Below are 20,904 nucleotides of genomic sequence, written 5' to 3'. Positions count from 1 at the left end.
AAATTAATCATACGAATTTTCATTGCTAACGCATAAATATTTAGTATGAAAATTAACATATGTAAATTTTATTCTTTATCTTCCCAGTCCATTGCTTTTCTTACTGCTTTATGCCATCCTTTTATAAGTTTTTCTTTGTTTTCTTTTTCCATTGCTGGAGCAAAACTTCTTGAAATTGCCCAATTTTGTGATACTTCTTCTTTATTTTTCCAATATCCTACTGCAAGTCCTGCAAGATACGCTGCGCCCAATGCTGTAGTTTCTACTACTTCTGGTCTATCTACTTCAACATCTAATATGTCTGATTGAAATTGCATTAAGAAATTGTTTTGACAGGCTCCTCCATCTACTTTTAATGCTTTTAATTCTATACCTGAATCTTCTTCCATAGCTTTTAAAACATCATGAGTTTGATATGCCATAGATTCTAAGGCTGCTCTTATTATATGTTCCTTTTTAGCTCCTCTTGTAAGACCTAATATAGTTCCCCTTGCATAAGAATCCCAATAAGGTGCCCCTATTCCAACAAAAGCTGGTACAAGATAAACCCCGTTGTTATCCTCAACTGCTGTAGCATATCTTTCTGTTTCTGGAGCACTCTTTACCATTCTAAGTTCATCTCTCAACCATTGAATTACTGCTCCACCTATAAATATGCTTCCTTCTAATGCATATTCAACTTTTCCATCTATACCTACAGCTATAGTAGTTAGTAGTCCGTTTTTAGAGTCTACCGCCTTTTCTCCTGTATTCATTAATAAAAAACAACCTGTTCCATAAGTGTTTTTAGCCATTCCTGCCTTAAAGCAAGTCTGTCCAAATAAGGCTGCTTGTTGATCTCCTGCATCTCCTGCTATTGGAATTGGTACTCCAAATAGTATTTCATCTGTTTCTCCATATATGCAGCTAGATGGCTTAACTTCTGGTAGCATAGATTTTGGAATATCAAATATATCTAATAATTTCTCATCCCATTTCAAATCGTGTATATTAAATAACATAGTTCTTGAAGCATTGGTGTAGTCTGTTACATGAACTTTTCCCTTTGTCATATTCCATATTAACCAAGTATCTATATTTCCAAATAGTAAATCTCCTCTTTCTGCTAACTCCCTTGCTCCCTCTACATTATCTAATATCCATTTTATTTTTGTAGCTGAAAAATATGCATCTAACATTAATCCAGTTTTTTCTTTTATAATTTTATCTATATTTTTTTCTCTTAATTCATCGCAATAACCAGCAGTTCTTCTGCATTGCCATACTATAGCATTATATACTGGCATTCCTGTTCTTTTATTCCAAACAACAGTAGTCTCTCTTTGGTTGGTTATACCTATACCAGCTATTTGTTCTGGAGATATTCTTGCTATATTTAATGCTTCGCCTGCTACCCCTGCTTGTTTTCCCCATATCTCTAGTGGATCATGCTCTACCCATCCTGCTTTAGGATATATTTGTGTAAATTCTTTTTGAGCCACACTTATTATTTCACCTTTTTTATTAAATATTATACATCTTGAACTAGTAGTACCTTGATCTAAAGACATTATATATTTTTCCATTACAACCTCCACCTTCCCTTTTTATAAAACAGTATTTGTTTAAAATTGGTTTTATCAAAACAATTCTATAAAATGAAATATTATAATAATTAAAACTAGTAAAATCATATATTTAAATACTACTTTGTTATATTTAAATTTTAAAAATAGTCATAAATATTCTGTTTCATTTTATTTATTTAATAATTATTAAACTTGTCTTTTCTATAATTATTTATCCCAAAACCTTTACAATTTTTAAATTAGAAAACTAGCATAAATACTAATGCCCCTAATATTCCACCTAATATTGGACCCACTACTGGTATCCAAGCATATTTCCAATCTGAATCTCCCTTTCCTGCTATAGGTAAGATTGCATGGGCTATTCTTGGTGCTAAATCTCTCGCAGGATTTATAGCATATCCTGTTGGTCCACCCAAAGAAAGTCCTAGAACAAATATAAATGCACCTGCAATTAATGGACCAAAACCAGCTACCATTTTAGCCTGTCCAAAACCCATTAAACCAAATACTAAAAATGCTGTTGCTAAAAATTCAGTTATAAAATTAGCTTTTGTATCTCTTATTGCTGGAGCTGTACAAAACACTCCCAATTTAGCAGCTTTATCCTCTGTAGCTTTCCAATGTGGAAGATAAGTAAGCCAAACTAAAACAGCTCCTGCAAATCCTCCTAGCATTTGAGCTACAATATAGCCTAATACATTTGACCAAGGAAAACTTCCTGCTATAGCATTACCAATAGTTACTGCTGGATTTAAATGTGCTCCACTTATACCTCCAAAAATATATGCGGGTATAGCTACAGCTAATCCCCATGCAGCAGTTACAACAATCCATCCTCCATCTTTTCCCTTACTCTTATTAAGAACTACATTGGCTACAACACCATCTCCTAACCAAATAAGCATCATAGTACCCAAAAACTCCGCCATATAAATTGACATAATTTTTACTCCCCCTGTGAAAATTATTTGAATTCTAAAAAAGACAAAATGAAGCCAATTCACCCATAAAAATGTAATGAATTGGCTCTCTTATCTCCGCCTAATATTATTAAATTTATTACATTTTATCATTTTTGTTTACGTTTTCAATAGATATTTTTTATTTTATTAAAATTAGTTATACAAAATATATAAATTTATAAAATTTTGTAATTGCATTCTTAATATTAATACATATATTTCAATAAATATATTCGTAATCCATTTTTATATAGTATTCTATTTTAGTATATTTCTGAAATTTATTTAAAATACCATTACATGAAAAATTTTTAATATTATTTTTGAAGGATTTACATAAACTATATAGAATTCATTCTATAATAATTTTTAGGAGGTTTTAATTATGATAACAACAACTACTAACAATATAGAAGGTAAAAAAATAATAGAATATAAAGGAATAGTTTGTGGAGAAGTTATTACAGGAGTAAATTTTCTAAAAGATTTCATGGCAGGTATAAGAGATTTGGTAGGTGGAAGATCTCAAGGATATGAAGAAGAACTAATTCGCGCCAGAAATGAAGCTATAAATGAAATGATGGATAGAGCTACCTCATTAGGTTGCAATGCAGTAGTTGGAATAGATATAGATTACGAAGTCCTAGGTCAAGGTGGAGGTATGCTTATGGTAACAGCTTCTGGTACTGGAGTTATAACTGATTAATTATTTGTCTTTAATATAAAAATTGCTAGTAATACTGACTTAGCTGTTAATTACTAGCAATTTTTATATTTATCAATAACAAATTATAAACATCAAAATGTTTCCAAGTATGTTTGCAACAAGATATAACACATCTTCATTTCCTGGTATATTTGCATTAAATACCGCCTTAACCATTGTCAAGGTACTTATAACTGGAATATATGATATCTCATCAAGCGGAATATCTGTGTGAAATCCACTAATAGGAGAAATACTTGTTAATAAAAAAACTACAATCATTATAAATGTAAAAAATAATATTCCAATTATATGACTTTTGTTATGCAGTTGTTTTTTTATTTATCTTTGAAAATGCCAGTATAATACTATTTAATATAAAATTTATTTAATTCCTTGTGCTAGTTAAATTAATATTACAGAATCATATTTTACATATTAAATCAACTTTCAGTAATATTTTAGATTATTTGAAATTTATTATTTAAGGAAAGTGAATAACACTATTATACAATTTTATCTATTGGAAAACTTTAAGGCTAACTTTGATATAAAATATCCTATAACTGTACCTATTACTAGTGTAGTGTATATAAGAGGCATATTAGCTGATTCTTCTGGTTTATGAGGATATCCAAATATTTGTGAGAAAATCATACCTACACATATGGCTACTCCCCATTTAAATATTGTTTCAATAGGTTTAAATATAATTAATTTATTTACTCTCTCTAACTTAACTTTTTTATATATGATTACTGCTAAAATAGAAAATACTACTATTAAAACTATAAGTATCATTATTTTAATATTAAAATTTTCATATATAAGCTTATCAACATCTCTTATTATTTCCCCATTTATATCCTTTTTATCTATTAATAATGGTTTAGATTGGATTATACCATATATAAATAAATTTTCACTAATTTTACTTATACTAACAAATTTAAAAGCATCATACTGTAATCCTTGCGTAAATCTTATTAAATCTACTACATAAGATGTAAGCATATATGGCACCGTCAAAATTATTGGAGAAAATACAACAGCCGCAAAATACTGTCCCACTATAGTTTCCATAAATACTAAGAATACAAAAAAGAACAAAATAAATAATAAATTTATAGAATAAAACTTAGGTATATCCATATAAGAAGTTCCTATATAAGATTTATTGTTTAAATAGAAACATGTAAGCAGTATAAAATTAATTAAAAATGGTATAGTTATAGTTAAAATTCCAACTTTAATTTTGGATATTATAATATCTTTTCTGGTAAAAGGCATAGAATGTAATAAATCACAGGTGGAATCCTGTTTTTCCCCTTTGAACAATAATATACATAGTAATAGTGTTGGCCCTGCCATAAGCATAATTCCATCTGTGCCTGAACTTAATAAATATTTATTAAACCACATTTTATCAAACATAGCCTGATTACCCTTAGTAGTATCTTTAAAAAAATCCAGCTGACTAGAAATGTAGTTAACCTTATGCCAAAATAAAATTAATGTCATGAGTATACAAATCCATTTGCTATTTTTCCACTCTTTATAAAACAAAGGATCCTTAAATAAAGTTTTCATCTTTTTTACCCCCTTCCATGGAGTATATAAACATATCCTCTAAACTTAAATCTATTTGTTCTACAAACTCTGCTCCTGCGTTTAATAATTTTTCTTGTAATTCATCTGTGTAATCATTTGTTATTAAATAATTTATTCTTCCTATATTCTCAGCTGTCATTATCTCATGCCAATTTTTTATTTCCTTTATTTTATTTTTATCTTTAAATAAAACTTGAAGTTTCTTTATATATTTTTTCATATTCTCTATGTTATTTGTATATTTTATTTTCCCCTTTTCTATAATAGCTATAGAATCACATATTCTTTCTAAATCATCTAAATGATGACTTGCTATAAATATAGTAGTATTTCTTTCTGAAACTTCCTCTACTAATATGTTTATTAATTTTCTTTTTATTATAGGATCTAATCCAGAAGTAGGCTCGTCTAATATTAATATTTCAGGATATATGCTCAAATTTAACATTAAACTAACTCTCATTTTCATACCTTTGGAAAGTTCTCTTATTCTCTTATTTTCTGGTATTTTAAATATTTTATTAAGTTCTTTAAACCTTTCATAGGAAAAAGTAGTATAAGTTAAAGCATAAAATTTTATAAGTTCTTTTACTTTAAAGGATGAATAATATTGAACTTCTGCTGCCACATAACCTATCTTTCCCTTTATTATAGGATTTTCAAAAACACACTGACCATCTATCTTTATTTCTCCTTCATCCTGTTTGTATATTCCTAACATACACTTTATAAGAGTTGTCTTACCTGCTCCATTTTCTCCTATAATACCAAATATACTTCCCTTTTCTATATTTAAATTAATATTATCTAAAGTTTTTTTATCTCCCAATATTTTTGAAACATTACTTATGCTTATCAACTCCATCACCTCTTTTCTTCCAAATCATTATAAATTTCTTCTATTAGCTTTATAAATTCTTTTTTATCTATTCCCATATATTGTGACTCTATAAGAAGCTGTTTTAATTCCTTTCTTAAAAAATTCATTTTTTCCTCATCCTCCTTAGGACTAAAATCTGATATATAAGTTCCCTTTCCTCTTAAAACCTCTATAACTTTTTGTCTTTCTAGTTCTTTGTAAGCCTTACTAACAGTGTTAGGATTCGTGGTTATCATTACAGCCATTTCTCGCACCGATGGTAATTTATCTCCGGACTTTAATATTCCTCTTATGATATTTTCCTTTATACTGTCTATTATCTGTTCATATATAGGTTTACTACTTCTACTGTCTATATTTATCATTATTTCACCACCTTCTTTTATTGATTTTAAATAATGTTTTTACTTTTATATGTTTTTTACAAAGTATTGTTAATATTAAAGCATAAATCAAAACACATTTGGTGTTGATATTCTTTTTAATATAATTTATATAATATTGAGATTACTTAATATTGAAATTACTAAATTAATTTAATAAAGATTCTATGGATAATTTAATTGTATATAAATAGTCCTATCTCTATAATTGCAACTGGTATGATAATTACAATACTACATATAGTAACAAATTTTTTTACTTTATTATCCTGTTTAAAAATCTTCTTAATTACAATATATATAGTTATACCAATGATTCCTCCCATAGTATTAGTAATAACATCTGTTATATTGGTAGCACCTATACCAAATATATATTCCCCCACTTCAAAAGCTAAACTAATTAATATAATTTTACAAATCTTTTTGTGTATTATGGAACTGTTATATATTCTTTTGTTTGTTGTGCTCTTCGATATATTCCACTTAACCATATTTATATAGATTCCTAATGTAATAAATAGAATTACGTTTCCCCAAATATCTAATCCATTATAATTTCCATTAAAAACATCATAAAAGGGAATTAAATTAAGTGTTCTAGAAAAATATCTGTTGCTACTAAGTAATACATATTTAAAAGGAATGTTCTCCAATAAGAATAGAATATAAAATACAAACCCAGTAAAAAATAAAATATTTATTATTCTCTTTTTCATTCTAAAATCGCCTCGTTGAATATAATGACATATTATTATGAAATATATAATATCTTTTATAATTAATGAATATAAATTATAAAATCTTACTCCTCTTCAACTCTAAACCCTGGTTTTTTAGGATATTAAACAATTATCAAATTTATCTTTTGTATGCTCTCTATAAAAATAAAGTGTATTATGAGTATTAAGTGTACTATAATATATAGTACACTTAATACAGTACTATATATTCCATCTATTGTCAATATAATTATATTTATTATTATAATAATTTCTAATTTATCAAAAAATCTATTATTAATTGAATTATTCATATCACCATCAAATACCTACATCTTTATCTTGTGTAAATCATATAAACAATTAAAAAACAAAAAAATTTAAAAAACTTTTTGTTAGGTAACATAAGTTACAGAATTATAAGTGTTTTTTTTATACAATTAATTCAGAGTTAAGCGATAAGGTTACTCTATTAAAAATAAGTAATTTTAAAAAAATTTAAAATATATGGAGGTATTAATAATGAGTATGTTTTGTTATCAATGTCAAGAAGCTGCCGGTGGACGTGGTTGTACTGTAAAAGGTGTGTGTGGTAAAACTGAAGATATAGCCAAAACTCAAGATTTAATTATTTATGTAGTAAAAGGAATTGCAATATATAGTTCTAAAGCTAGAGAAATGGGACTAAAGACTAATGAAGCTGATAAATTTATAGTTGAGAGTCTTTTCTCCACTATAACTAATGCTAATTTTGATGCTAAAGCACTAAATTTTAGAGTACAACAAGGCTTAAAGATAAGACAAAACTTAAAAGATTCTATCATAAATGCTGGTGGTTCTTATGATTCAAAAGAAAATAAAAGCTGGACCTCTAAATTCTTAAGCGTTTTAGGAATAAAAAATGATAAAGATGAAAAAGAAATTCACGATGCTGCAGTATGGGTTGCAAATAATCCTGAAGATTTTAAAAAGAAAGCTGAAACAGTAGGCGTATTAGCTACAGAAAATGAAGATGTAAGATCTTTAAGAGAACTTTTAACTTATGGATTAAAAGGAATGGCAGCTTATTTAGAACATGCCAATAATTTAGAGTATGACGAAGATAGCATTCATGCATTCATGGAAAAAGCTTTAGTAGCCACTTTAGATGATACACTTTCTGGTGATGACTTAACTGCTTTAGTTTTAGAATGTGGAAAATATGGGGTAGATGCTATGGCCCTATTAGATAAAGCTAATACATCAACTTACGGAAATCCTGAAATAACAAAAGTTAATATAGGTGTTAGAAATAATCCTGGTATATTAATAAGTGGACATGATTTAAAAGACATGGAAGAACTTTTAAAACAAACAGAAGGAACTGGAGTAGATATATATACTCATAGCGAGATGCTTCCTGCAAATTACTACCCAGCTTTCAAAAAATATAAACACTTTGTAGGTAATTATGGTAATGCTTGGTGGAAACAAAATGAAGAATTCGAAGCTTTTAATGGACCAATCTTAATGACTACAAACTGTATTGTTACACCTAAAGCTTCTTATAAAGATAGAATGTACACTACTGGTGTAACTGGTTTCGAAGGAGTTAAACATATTAATCCTTCAAAAGATGGTAAAAAAGATTTTTCTGAAATAATTAATCATGCAAAAAAATGTGCTGCTCCTAAAGAAATAGAAAAAGGTGAAATTATAGGTGGATTTGCTCATAATCAAGTTTTAGCTCTAGCTCCACAGGTAGTTGATGCAGTAAAAACTGGAGCCATAAAAAGATTCTTTGTAATGGCTGGTTGTGATGGAAGAATGAAGAGTAGAAATTACTACACAGATTTTGCAAAAGCTCTTCCAAAGGATACAGTTATATTAACAGCAGGTTGTGCTAAATATAAATATAACAAATTAAATTTAGGAGATATCAATGGAATACCTAGAGTATTAGATGCAGGTCAATGTAATGATTCTTATTCATTAGCTGTAATAGCTCTTAAATTAAAAGAAGTATTTGAACTTGAAGATATTAACGAATTACCAATTTCTTATAATATAGCATGGTATGAGCAAAAAGCTGTAATAGTATTACTTGCATTACTTCACTTAGGTGTGAAGAACATTCACTTAGGACCAACACTACCAGCTTTCCTATCACCAAATGTAGCTAAAGTACTAGTTGAAAACTTTGGAATAGGAACTATATCAACAGTGGATGAAGATATAAAAATGTTCATGAACTAAATAAGAAAATTACCACGTAACATCTTTTAAAGTATAAAAATTAAAACAAGGAATACTTTTAGTCAATAGATGGCTATAAAAATAAAGGATACTAATATTTGTGCTCTAATATTTAAGCTAACGGATCCTAATGCCACGTCCTGTGGCAACAGATCTAAGTAAACGTCCTGTTTACTTCACACTTAAATATTAGTTCACAGATAAAATGTCCTAATTATTTTTCTAGATATCTATCTTCTCTAAAAGTATTTTTTGTTTTAATATCTTTAAAAGCATATTATTATGTAGCTACTTTATATGTAAAATTAATCTATATAAATTTTATAAAGATTATATTTAGTTGATATAATACCCACGAATTTTCTAACTAAAAAATTTTTTAAGTCCTTTCTTTAAATAATAAAAATATAATTGTAGATTTTACGTAAAAAGAGGAAGTAAAATACCCTTTTTGTACTTTCTCTTCAATAAAAAGTTACATTCAAACAATTATACTATCTTCCTTTAGATTGAAAAATTGGCATATGTGGTGTAAAAGGTATTTGAACAAAATTAGAGATTCTTGTTTGTTATTCCAAAATATATGTATATTCTAAATTATTGTTTGAGCGTTCAGCGAGTTATAATTTGGAATCATATATTTTAAGGAAAAACAAATTAGAATCTCTTATTGAAGTGAGTTGCCTTTCTAACCACATATCCTTTTTTTAATCTAAAGGTGGTATAAACTTTTAGGTGAAATATTTTCATAATAATAACATATTAATCACCATATAATATTATATATTGGCCATTACTCAAAGGAAGGCTAGGTGATATTTTGAAAATTAACTATAAAATAAAAACAGTAACTTATAATACATGTAAATACATCATAAGAACTCTTATTTTTATTAATATAATAAGTAATATTGTTAAAAAGGATTATTATTTCACTGTAATTGGAATTGCTGCCTTTATATTAACATTTATTCCTCCTTTAATATTTAAAATATTAAAGATTAAAGCAGATAAAACTTTATATTTATCTATTATATTTTTTATATTTATTTCTCTTTATTTAGGTACTTTAAATAATTTCTATAGTTATGAATGGTGGGATACCATGGTTCATACTATATCCGGTATAATAATAGGATTTTGTGCTATTATTATATTAAAAAAATATAATACTCCTATGGGAATAGATACTGATAATGCTTTTTTTATATTTGTTTTCGTATTATCTCTTACAGCACTATGTGGTGTTATTTGGGAAATATATGAATTTACCATGGACACCTTTTTTAATCTAAATATGCAAAGAGTACAATATTGTGGTATTAATGATACCATGATAGATTTAATATCAGATCTTATAGGCTCTGTGATTTTTTATGTTTTTTATTATTTTATTGTTAAAAATAAGAAATATTATAAGAATCAAATAAAATAGAGCTAACTTGTCTAATAATATTATATATATATATCCTTAATTAATTTATTAATATAATTGACTTATATATTTATTGGTTTAAACTAATAATAAAAGAAATATATGCTAGTATAAAGCACATATTATAAGGAGAGTGTTTTTTATGAATAATTTTAAAGAACTTTTAGAAAAATATGCTGACATAGCTGTTAAGATAGGTATAAACATACAACCTAACCAAACTCTTGTTATAAATTCCCCTATAGAATGCGCGGAATTTGTAAGGATCATAGCTAGTAAAGCTTATGACGCAGGTGCTAAAAATGTTAATGTGAGATGGAGTGATGAACAGCTGTCTCTTATAAAATATATGAAAGCTCCTTTTGAAACGTTTGAAGAGTTTCCTTGTTGGGAAGCCGATGGATTAGAAAGTTTAGCAAAAGAAAATGCTGCCTTTTTATCTATATCAGCTTCAAATCCAGAATTATTAAAAGACGTTGATCCTAAAAAAATAGCAACAGCTAATAAAACAAGGGGAATAGCATTAAAAAAATATTATGAATACATAATGAATAGTTTTGTATCATGGTGCGTTCTATCTGTTCCTACAGCAGCGTGGTCAAAAAAGGTATTCCCAAATTTAAAAGAACAAGAAGCTATAAAAAAACTTTGGGAAAATATATTTAATATAGTTAGAATAGATAGAGAAGATCCCGTAAAAGCTTGGGAAGAACATTTAAATAATTTAGCAGATAAAGTTAATTTTTTAAATAATAAAGAGCTAACTAAACTACATTATAAATCAAAAGATACTGATCTAACTGTAGAACTACCTAAAGGTCATATCTGGTGCGGAGGAGGAGAATACAATAAAAATAAAACTTATTTTGTAGCAAATATGCCTACTGAAGAAGTATTTACCCTTCCTCTAAAAACTGGAGTTAACGGTATAGTAAAAAGTACAAAACCTTTAAATTATAGTGGAAATTTAATAAACAATTTCACTTTAAAATTTAAAAATGGTAAAGTAGTAGATTTCTCTGCTGAAGAAGGTTATGAAACTCTAAAAAAATTAATAGAAACAGATGAAGGTTCCTGCTATTTAGGCGAAGTAGCTTTAGTACCTTTTCATTCTCCTATTTCAGATTCAAATATAATTTTTTATAATACACTATTTGATGAAAATGCTTCTTGTCATTTAGCCCTTGGTGAAGCTTATCCTACTTGTATTAAAAATGGAGATAATATGACAAAAGAAGAATTAGAAAAGGCCGGTGCCAACAATTCTTTAGCTCACGTAGACTTCATGGTAGGCTCCCCTGATCTAGATATTATAGGTGAAAATAAAAATGGTGATAAAATTCAAATCTTTAAAAATGGAGATTGGGCATTTTAATAAAACATAACACTTATAAATACTAATATATTATCTAATAAAAAATTGAATTATGAAAATTCCTAATATATTCACATGAAATTTAAAATAATTTAAATTTATTAGTTTATAAATTAATGCATGGCTGTTGATAAATATATTTTTTTCAACAGCCAAATTTATTTTTTACATAAATTGATCTATTGTGCTAGTTAAAGTATCTTTATAAGTCATATTGTGGTAAATTAAATTTTGAGCCAATCTTATTGACAGTTACATTAATTTTAAAATGTGCCCCTAGCACCTCTAACTAAATCTATATCTACATCCACATCTATTTCTGAATCACTTATTACTTCATCCCAATCCACCCCAGTATGTCTTCCATACTTAGCTGCTGCCACACTACCTAAATTTAAAACATCTAATCTATATTCCTTTTGCATTTTATTGATAAATGCAGTAGATTTATTATATACTCTTTCTTTGATCTCCCTTTGTATAGCCTCTCTTCCTTCTGTTGTAGATAAATTATATTTACATGATTTACAATTAATCACATCTCCCTTTATATCAAGCTTTATTACAAACTTATATTTTCCCTTATCTTTGTAACATTTCACTCTTCTCTTTACATAACAATCTACATCTATAAATTTATCATTACTTTTTATAACACTAATAATTCCTTTAGTTTCATTTTCTCTTAACCCATTTAATACTTTCATCTCATCTGAATCTATTTTTCTTTGCATCTTACCTTCCTTAAAAAGTGCCAAGCCCGTAATTTCTATGCCATGTTTTTTTGCTTCTATATAAGGTAGAACTAGAGTTTTGCCTTCAGTCTTTAATGTATAATAATTTTGATTTGTTAGATATCCTTTAGTGGGAAAGAAATTATACTGTGGTGAATTCTGAATCAATCCATATATATATTCTGCAGCATTAGGATATCCCTTTACTTTATGACTTAACATATCCTTTGGATTTCCAGAACAAACTAATGAAACTGCTTGGGGATTAGCCAAAGGATTAAAAAATAAAAGATTTATAAATTCACTTACACCATCATAAGCAGCCTTTTCTCCAATAAGATAAATCTTTTCGTTTCCTAATAAAAACTTTCTATTTGTCTGTCTCTGTCTATCTTGACGAGTTTTTAATATGGTTTCTCCTTTGCCTTCATGTATAGTGCTTGTAGTTGTACCATTGGGATTAAAAATGTAAGCACTTATTGGTATTTCATAATACCTAATGTTATCTATCTTCGTTTGAAAATTATAACCTATACCAGATGGTATATCCAATTCCTCTGCATATTTTATATCAGGATTATAATAATATATATTTAAAATTATTATTATTAAAATTATTATTATTATTCTATTGTTGCTTAATTTCTCCATTAACTTTTTCATTTTTCCCTCCATATTTTATAATCTTCATAATAGTTATGATAGTTATAAATACTAAATTAAATATTAAATAAAATATACTAATAGTCTTATTAATCATTCTAAGAAGCATTAAGCTATTTATTCTACTAATAATACTACCTGCAACTAAAAATACTAATATATATAAAATATATGGATTTATTTTTTTAAATATTGTAGACAATGAATAATAAAAAAAGTAATTTTGATTTGCTATTGTTTTAAAAACTATACTACTCCATAAAAACATGAATACAAATTTAAAATTGCTTATTCCTGGTATAGCAATTGTTTCTGCAAGAGATAAAGTAGGCCAGTATAAATTTTGTGCAACATCTGCACCTAAATAATATATAGCTATAAAACTTAACCATACATACAAAAAAACTATTATTGATACACTTTTTAAAAAAGAACTTTTTATATTTTCTTTATGTTTCATTAAAGGAGTAATTAAAAAAATAATCTCTATTCCTACGAAAGAATATATAGGCTCTATACTAGATTTTATAATAGAAAAAAGAGGGGCATCAAATATAGGTTTAATATTTAAAATACTACCTTGTTTTATTGCCAAAGCAGTGATTGCTATTAATGGAATAGATAAATAAAGAACAATTTCATTTATTCTTCCTAAAGTTTTTATTCCTTTGGTAGCAGTGTATACTGAAATTAATAGTATGGGAATAGCTAATCTATACTGTTCCAAAAATAGAACTAAATAAACTCTTAACATGCTGCTTATATTAGCAGTAGTAATAATTATATAAGTAAAAAATTGAAAGCTGAATATAAAAGCAAGTATACTGCCAATAACTTTTCCAAAATAATTTTTACTTATTTCTATTATATTTCTATCTTGATAAGAAGCATCTTTAAAAATAAATATAGCACATGCCACCATATAAAAGGGGTATATGCTGCCTATAATTACTCCCATCCAACCATCATTACCAGCTATACTGGCTAAATTAGCAGGTAATGATAATATTCCTATGCCTATCATTGATCCTACTATAATAGATATAGCTTGAGTTGTAGTCAACGTATTTTTATTGCTGTTCTCCATTTTCACCCTCCCTAAATCTTCTTCTAAAGTTCTTCTGACGAACAGGATTTTTATTTGGGATAGCCTTGGGTCTTTTTTCCATTTTCCACAAAGGTGCTCTTATAAATATATCTTTCATGTCTGATTTCTTCAATTGAAGATATGGAACTCCCATACTATCTAAAGAGCATAATTCCACCAATACAAAAAACCAACCTATAGCAACACCTATTATTCCTAAAGCATTAGTTAAAAACAATATAGGAAATTTTAATATCCTAATGGCTAAAGACATTTCATAATTAGGGATAAGGAATGTAGATACGGTAGACACTCCCACTACTAAAAGCGTTGTAGAGCTTACAAGATGAGATTTTATAGCAGCATCTCCAATTATAATTCCTCCAACTACACTTAGAGTTTGCCCTATTTTAGAAGGTAATCTTAAACCCCCTTCTCTTAGAAATTCTACTATAAGTTCCATTAAAACGATTTCCATCACTGGACTTAGTGCAATACCAACTCTAGATTGTACGATAGGTTGCAATAGCTTATCTGGAAGTAATTCAACATTAAATTTTACAAGAGTTAAATATATAGATGTCAGGCTTAATACTGAAATTACAGCTATTAGTCTAAAAATCCTTATAACCGTTGATAACATAAATTTTTGATTATAATCCTCTACTGTTTGAAAGAATTCTGTGAAAATAGCAGGTACAGTTATTCCCTGCTGAGATCCTTCCATAACTATGCCTATCCTACCTTCCATAATATTAGCTTCCATTACATCTGGTCTTTCCGTGGTATAAAATTGTGGAAAAACAGTATAAGCATTATTTTCTATATACTGCTCTATATACCCTATAGTTTTTATATGATCTACTTGTATTAAATTTAGCCTTTCTCTTATCTGATTTATTATATTTTCATCTGCTATGTCTTCTATATATATAATTGCAACTTCTGTTTGTGATCTTTCTCCAATTATAAATCTTTCTATTCTTAAATTCTTATCTTTTATTCTTCTATTAATTATGCACAAGTTACTTTCTAAGCTTTCCGTGAAAGCCTCCTTAGGTCCCCTAATAGAGCTTTCTATTTCTGGTGGTAGAATAGGCTTATACTCTCTTTTAACAGTATTAATAATTATTATATCTTCACTACTAGGAACAAAAATTGCTGTGAATCCTTTTTTTATAAAATCCATTATTTCCTCATTATCTGATTTTAAAATAATATCATCTACACATATATATTTTTCTATTAAAATTTCTGTGATATTTTCTTTCCCTGTAAAACTTTCATCTACATGAAGCATTAAAGGTTTTAATATGTAGTTGTTCATCAGATTTCTATCTGTTAAATCCTTATCATAAACCAATGTTATTTTTATATTATTACCTTTACCTAAATTTATCTTTTTTACATTAAATTTATCTGGTTCATTAAGTTTATCTAAGATATATTTCATCTTATTATTTAACATATATTTCATTTTTTATCCTTTCTTAATATAACTTAATTAATATACCTATCTATATTATGTTCAAATTTTCCAAAATTAATTGTATTACTCATCAGATCTCTAAAATCTTAATGGTTAAATAAATCTTTAGTTCAAAAAATCACAAAGCACTATAAAAATTTATATAAATTTTCATAGTGCCTTTAATATATTATATCCTCATTGTGCATTATTATATTGTTAAGTAATGTTCCCATAATAATAACTTTTCATATTTATTTCTTTAACTTTATTACTTATTTTACATAGCTTGTTTACCTAAAAAATAAATAGAATTATTATTTAGCCAATACTTTCCTGGCCCTTCCATTTCACAAATTAAATTATCTTTAATGTAAAATTCACAAAGCATATTATTTATATTATAAATATAAATATCTTCTATAAGGTAAATTCTATCTCCACATTCATTATAAACATATCCATTTTGTATAAATCCCCTATCTAGCATACCGACCAACCTCCATTCGAATAAAATTCCAAAGCATATTTATATTATACATCCTTTACAAATGTTTTTCAAATATTTGTAAGTATTTTTTAGTTTTTTATTTATATAATTAAAATAATATTTGAAAATATTGAACATAATAGAAACTCTTTTTAATTTATATTTATATATAATTAAAAAGAGTTTCTATTAAGTATACTTTTATTGAATTATATTTATACAAAATAAATGATTAAAATGCTTTATTTATTTATTTAATATAAATTTATCTATAAAATATTTATGAAATCTTGTATCTTCTATAAGTTCTGGATGGAAAGATGTAACTAAAATATTTTTTTCTTTTACAGCTACTATATTTCCCCGTATCTTTTTTAGTATGGTTACATTAGGTCCAATTTTAGTTATATAAGGTGCTCTTATAAAAACTAATTCTATAGGCTTCTTGTCCACCTCATTTATAATTCCTTCTGTAGAAAAACTATTTAATTGGCCACCATAAGCATTTCTTTTTATTTCTATATCAATACATTTAAGATATGCTTCTTTTTGTTCTTGTATATGTTTTGCCAACAATATCATACCTGCACAAGTCCCCCATACAGGTAGTCCCATTTCTATTTTATTTTTTAATGGATAATATATATGAAAATCTTTTAAAAGTTTACCTAATGTGGTACTTTCTCCACCTGGCAATATTATTCCTTGAATATTATCTAAATCCTCTTTGTATTTCACTTTTACAGGAAATACATCATGAATTTTTTCTAGAATTTTAATATGTTCCGCTACAGAACCTTGAAGGTCTAGCACTCCTACATTTATCATATTACCAGCCTCTTTCAGCAAATTCTGTTTCTAATTTGCTAATTTCTAAACCTGACATTGCTTCTCCTAAATCTTTTGAAACATTAGCTAAAATTTCCGGATCATTAAAGTAAGTTGTTGCTCTAACTATTGCCTTTGCTCTTTTTTGAGGATTATCTGATTTAAATATTCCAGATCCTACAAATATTCCATCACAACCTAATTGCATCATTAAGGCTGCATCTGCTGGTGTTGCTATACCCCCTGCTGCAAAATTTATTACTGGCAGTTTATGATTTTGAGCCACATATTCTACTAAATGATATGGAGCAGACATTTCTTTTGCTGCTGTCATTAATTCTTCCTTTGGCATTAGTTGTAGCTTTCTCATGTCTGAACTTATAGTTCTCATATGTCTTACAGCTTCCACTACATTTCCTGTGCCAGCTTCCCCCTTAGTTCTTATCATAGAAGCTCCTTCTCCTATTCTTCTTAAAACTTCCCCTAAATTTCTTGCTCCACAAACAAATGGTATCTTAAAATCTCTTTTATTTATATGATATAAATCATCTGCTGGTGTTAAAACTTCACTTTCATCTATATAATCTACTCCTATAGCTTCTAATATTTGAGCTTCTACAAAATGCCCTATTCTCACTTTTGCCATAACCGGAATAGAAACTGACTGTATTATCTCTTTTATCATTTTAGGATCTGAGCTTCTTGCAACTCCACCTTGTTTTCTAATATCTGATGGTACTCTCTCCAGCGCCATTACAGCCACTGCTCCAGATTCTTCTGCTATTTTAGCTTGCTCTACATTTACAACATCCATTATAACTCCGCCTTTAAGCATCTGTGCTAAATTTTCATTTAATTTCTGTCTATTTTCCATAAATAGATCCCCCTTTTCATATTTTACAATTAAGTGATACCATTATTTCACAGAAATGCTATTCCATCAATTGTACCCATACATTATGATCCCATACAATTGCAAAAGAAAAATGGGACTATGGCACTAGATAACTTAAGCACAATATATTGTTTCGCAAGTTTAAAGTCAACACAATATATTGTAGAATTTATTCTTAGTGCCACAGTCTCATTTTCATCATTACTCCTTGTAAGGGAATATAAATTCTGGTGTGTTTTTATGAATGATTTTAAATTCATATCCTTGAGCTCTATAATATTTAATTATATCTGGAAGAGCTTTACAAGTGTTTTTGTTTAAATGATCGCAATGCATAAGTAATATAATTTTAGATAATGTTTTTTTTCTTTTAGTACCCTCTTTATAAAATTTACTTACAGGTGCTTTAGGGTTTATACCATCCGTTAGCGCCATATTCCAATCATATATTTTAAAACCTTTCTTCTCTAATTCATTCTTAAATTCTTGATTTAATCTTTTTACACTTCCTCCTGGAAATCTAATTATATTAGTATTAACACCTGTAACTTTATATATTTCATCTTTACATTTTTCCATTTCATCTATAAAAATTTTATTATTTTTATAAATAGTTTCATAATTATGACTATAGGTATGTAGTCCTATACTATGACCTTCTTTAACTATTTTTTTAAGTACGTCTTCTCTACCATCTATATATTTTCCTATTATAAAAAAGGTACCTTTCACATCATTTTCTTTTAATACTTGAAGTATGTTTTCTGTAGTTTTATCACTGGGTCCATCATCAAATGTTAAATAAATTTCTTTTTTCTCATGTGCATCATTTTTCTTATCAGCTTTAACCTTATAATTAAATGAAGTAATTCCACTAAAAATTAACGCTATGAATAAAAATAGATATATGAACTTTCTAAATTTACTATTCACTTAAACATATCCCTCCTAAATCTTTATTATGATATTTATTTAGGCTCACTCTATGTTTTATTATTAGTCTTAGAGATTAAATTATTCTACCTTAATTTTCATATTTATATTTAATATTTGTATAATATAGATAAATTATAAATATAAAATACATGATGCCTATAATATTAATAATTAATGTTATAAAATTAAAACACAATAATTTATTCTCATTTTTATCAAAAAATAACAAAAGCTAAGAAACAAATAAAATTCACCTCTTAGCTTCTAAATTCCTTAGTAATTCCCCTTTAAATAACTAAAAATTAAAATAATCTATTTTTTACTTTTAGCTATCTCGATATTAACTTTTCTTCTATTTAATTTTTTACCTGAACATTTATTTATTATCTTTTCTGCAACATTTGATGGTACATCTATGAAAGTAAATTTATCTAATATGTCTATATCTCCAATTTCATGATTTTTTACAGATGCTGTATCTTGAATAAATGTTAATAGGCTTTTTACATTTATACTATCTTTTCTTCCTACACTTAAAAATAATCTTACTGGAACTTCTGCCTCTAGTTTATTATTAGTATAATCAAAACTCATTTCTTTGCTAAATAACATTTCCATTAATGTTGCTGCAACCTGAGATAAATCAAAATTCTGCTCTAAAGTTTTCACCATTGGCATAAAATTCTCATAATTATTTTCTTTCACCTTAGAAGTTACATTATTTAATAAATTATCATATTTCTTTTCTAATATATCTTCTAATGTAGGTAACTCTTTTTTCTTAATTTTACTCTTAGTTATTCTTTCTATTTGTCTAATAGAAGATACTTCTCTAGGGGTAACTAAAGAATAGGCTGTTCCTTCTTTATCAGCTCTTGCTGTTCTTCCTATTCTGTGAACATAGGATTCCGCGTCTTGAGGTATATCATAATTTATAACATGAGATATATTCTCTACATCTATTCCTCTAGCTGCTACATCTGTTGCAACTAAAAAGTTTAAGTTAGCCTTTTTAAATTTTTTCAAAGTATTTATTCTTTGATTTTGACTCATATCTCCATGCATACCTTCTACATTATATCCTTTTGATTGCATAGCTTCTACTAATTCATCAACACCTCTTTTAGTTCTACAAAATATTATAGCACTTTCAGGTTCCTCAGAATCTATTATTCTACATAAAGCTTCTAGCTTATCTTTATTTTTTACTGAAAAATAATTTTGTTCTATTTTATCTACTGTTAAAGATTTTTTCAAAATAGCTATATGCTCTACATCTTCTTTCATGTAGTTTAAAGCCAATTTTTTAATAGATTCTGGCATAGTGGCTGAAAAAAGCATAGTTTGTTTTTCTTCAGGTGTGCTTGCCATTATAGTTTCTATATCTTCTATAAATCCCATATTAAGCATCTCATCTGCTTCATCTAAAACTAGGAAATTGATTCCTCCAAGTTTTAAAGTTCTTCTGTTAATATGATCCAATATTCTTCCTGGAGTTCCAACTACTATATCTACTCCACTCTTAATATCCTTTATTTGTCTTTCTATAGATTCTCCTCCATAAACAGGAAGTACTTTTGTTTTACTATATTTAGACAATCTTTTTAACTCATCCTTTATTTGAAGAGCTAATTCTCTTGTAGGAGTTAACACTAAAGCTTTTACTCCTTTTCTTTTTTCCTCATTACATAAAGCACTTATTACAGGAGCTCCAAAAGCTAAAGTTTTACCTGTTCCTGTTTGGGCTTGTGCTATAACGTCTGCACCTTCCAATAATACTGGAATTGATTTTTCTTGTATTGCAGATGGAGTTTCAAATCCCATATGTTCTATAGCTTTTAGTACATCTTCATTTAAGTTTAAATTTCCAAAGTTTTTGTTTTCCATACAATGTTCCTTTCTGGTTGTTAATTAAAAATGGCT

The 20,904-nt window shown here is 27.2% G+C and carries 18 protein-coding genes; 4 read left to right on the top strand and 14 right to left on the bottom strand.

Features of this window, described 5'->3' with window-relative positions; translation table 11 throughout:
• Positions 1–68 precede the first annotated feature (68 nt).
• The gene (gene glpK, locus NGI68_RS16545) at positions 69–1,565 is read right to left on the bottom strand and encodes a glycerol kinase GlpK (protein ID WP_251862546.1); all 1,497 of its coding nucleotides are present in this window, start codon (positions 1,563–1,565) and stop codon (positions 69–71) included.
• 242 nt (positions 1,566–1,807) lie between these two features.
• Entirely contained in the window at positions 1,808–2,512 is a 705-nt protein-coding gene (locus NGI68_RS16540; protein WP_251862545.1) for an MIP/aquaporin family protein, read from the bottom strand.
• 406 nt (positions 2,513–2,918) lie between these two features.
• Between NGI68_RS16540 and NGI68_RS16535 the strand changes: the two genes are divergently transcribed.
• Entirely contained in the window at positions 2,919–3,239 is a 321-nt protein-coding gene (locus NGI68_RS16535) for a YbjQ family protein (protein ID WP_251862544.1), read from the top strand.
• A gap of 516 nt (positions 3,240–3,755) precedes the next feature.
• On the opposite strand, the gene NGI68_RS16530 is transcribed toward NGI68_RS16535, so the two are convergent.
• From NGI68_RS16530 to NGI68_RS16515, 4 genes are all read right to left on the bottom strand, one after another.
• Positions 3,756–4,829: an ABC-2 transporter permease gene (locus tag NGI68_RS16530; protein WP_251862543.1), complete on the bottom strand. Its 1,074-nt coding sequence runs from the start codon at positions 4,827–4,829 to the stop codon at positions 3,756–3,758.
• Positions 4,813–5,709, bottom strand: coding sequence for an ABC transporter ATP-binding protein (locus NGI68_RS16525; RefSeq protein WP_251862542.1), 897 nt, complete (start codon positions 5,707–5,709; stop codon positions 4,813–4,815). Before NGI68_RS16525 ends, NGI68_RS16530 begins: the two co-directional genes overlap by 17 nt.
• Positions 5,710–5,714: 5 nt before the next feature.
• Entirely contained in the window at positions 5,715–6,095 is a 381-nt protein-coding gene (locus tag NGI68_RS16520; RefSeq protein WP_251862541.1) for a GntR family transcriptional regulator, read from the bottom strand.
• Positions 6,096–6,289: 194 nt separating this feature from the next.
• Positions 6,290–6,832: a VanZ family protein gene (locus tag NGI68_RS16515; protein WP_251862540.1), complete on the bottom strand. Its 543-nt coding sequence runs from the start codon at positions 6,830–6,832 to the stop codon at positions 6,290–6,292.
• A gap of 525 nt (positions 6,833–7,357) precedes the next feature.
• Between NGI68_RS16515 and hcp the strand changes: the two genes are divergently transcribed.
• From hcp to NGI68_RS16500, 3 genes are all read left to right on the top strand, one after another.
• Positions 7,358–9,070, top strand: a complete 1,713-nt coding sequence (gene hcp / locus NGI68_RS16510) for a hydroxylamine reductase (protein WP_251862539.1) — start codon at positions 7,358–7,360, stop codon at positions 9,068–9,070.
• A gap of 820 nt (positions 9,071–9,890) precedes the next feature.
• Positions 9,891–10,505 (top strand): DUF2238 domain-containing protein, encoded by a 615-nt coding sequence (locus NGI68_RS16505; protein ID WP_251862538.1) that lies wholly within the window; start codon positions 9,891–9,893, stop codon positions 10,503–10,505.
• A gap of 142 nt (positions 10,506–10,647) precedes the next feature.
• Positions 10,648–11,880, top strand: a complete 1,233-nt coding sequence (locus NGI68_RS16500) for an aminopeptidase (protein ID WP_251862537.1) — start codon at positions 10,648–10,650, stop codon at positions 11,878–11,880.
• Between the two features lie 263 nt (positions 11,881–12,143).
• Here NGI68_RS16500 and NGI68_RS16495 read toward each other — a convergent pair whose 3' ends face one another.
• The 8 genes from NGI68_RS16495 to NGI68_RS16460 form a co-directional block, all read right to left on the bottom strand.
• Positions 12,144–13,277: a Ger(x)C family spore germination C-terminal domain-containing protein gene (locus NGI68_RS16495; RefSeq protein ID WP_251862536.1), complete on the bottom strand. Its 1,134-nt coding sequence runs from the start codon at positions 13,275–13,277 to the stop codon at positions 12,144–12,146.
• Positions 13,243–14,364: a GerAB/ArcD/ProY family transporter gene (locus NGI68_RS16490; RefSeq protein WP_251862535.1), complete on the bottom strand. Its 1,122-nt coding sequence runs from the start codon at positions 14,362–14,364 to the stop codon at positions 13,243–13,245. Before NGI68_RS16490 ends, NGI68_RS16495 begins: the two co-directional genes overlap by 35 nt.
• Positions 14,348–15,841: a spore germination protein gene (locus NGI68_RS16485; protein WP_251862534.1), complete on the bottom strand. Its 1,494-nt coding sequence runs from the start codon at positions 15,839–15,841 to the stop codon at positions 14,348–14,350. The genes NGI68_RS16490 and NGI68_RS16485 overlap by 17 nt, the downstream gene beginning before the upstream one ends.
• 271 nt (positions 15,842–16,112) lie before the next feature.
• Positions 16,113–16,322 carry a hypothetical protein gene (locus NGI68_RS16480; RefSeq protein ID WP_251862533.1) on the bottom strand — a complete coding sequence of 70 codons (210 nt, stop codon included), beginning with the start codon at positions 16,320–16,322 and terminating at the stop codon, positions 16,113–16,115.
• 246 nt (positions 16,323–16,568) lie between these two features.
• The gene (gene pdxT, locus NGI68_RS16475) at positions 16,569–17,147 is read right to left on the bottom strand and encodes a pyridoxal 5'-phosphate synthase glutaminase subunit PdxT (protein WP_251862548.1); all 579 of its coding nucleotides are present in this window, start codon (positions 17,145–17,147) and stop codon (positions 16,569–16,571) included.
• 4 nt (positions 17,148–17,151) lie between these two features.
• Positions 17,152–18,024, bottom strand: coding sequence for a pyridoxal 5'-phosphate synthase lyase subunit PdxS (gene pdxS / locus NGI68_RS16470; RefSeq protein ID WP_251862532.1), 873 nt, complete (start codon positions 18,022–18,024; stop codon positions 17,152–17,154).
• A 222-nt stretch (positions 18,025–18,246) separates the two neighbouring features.
• Positions 18,247–18,978: a polysaccharide deacetylase family protein gene (locus NGI68_RS16465; RefSeq protein ID WP_251862531.1), complete on the bottom strand. Its 732-nt coding sequence runs from the start codon at positions 18,976–18,978 to the stop codon at positions 18,247–18,249.
• A gap of 315 nt (positions 18,979–19,293) precedes the next feature.
• Positions 19,294–20,868 carry a DEAD/DEAH box helicase gene (locus tag NGI68_RS16460; RefSeq protein WP_251862530.1) on the bottom strand — a complete coding sequence of 525 codons (1,575 nt, stop codon included), beginning with the start codon at positions 20,866–20,868 and terminating at the stop codon, positions 19,294–19,296.
• Positions 20,869–20,904 lie beyond the last annotated feature (36 nt).

The sequence above is a fragment of the Clostridium sp. Marseille-Q2269 genome, assembly GCF_943736985.1.
Lineage (GTDB): Bacteria > Bacillota > Clostridia > Clostridiales > Clostridiaceae > Clostridium_F.
The sequence above is the reverse complement of the archived record's forward strand: the minus strand, read 5'-3'. Positions and strand labels throughout refer to the sequence as shown.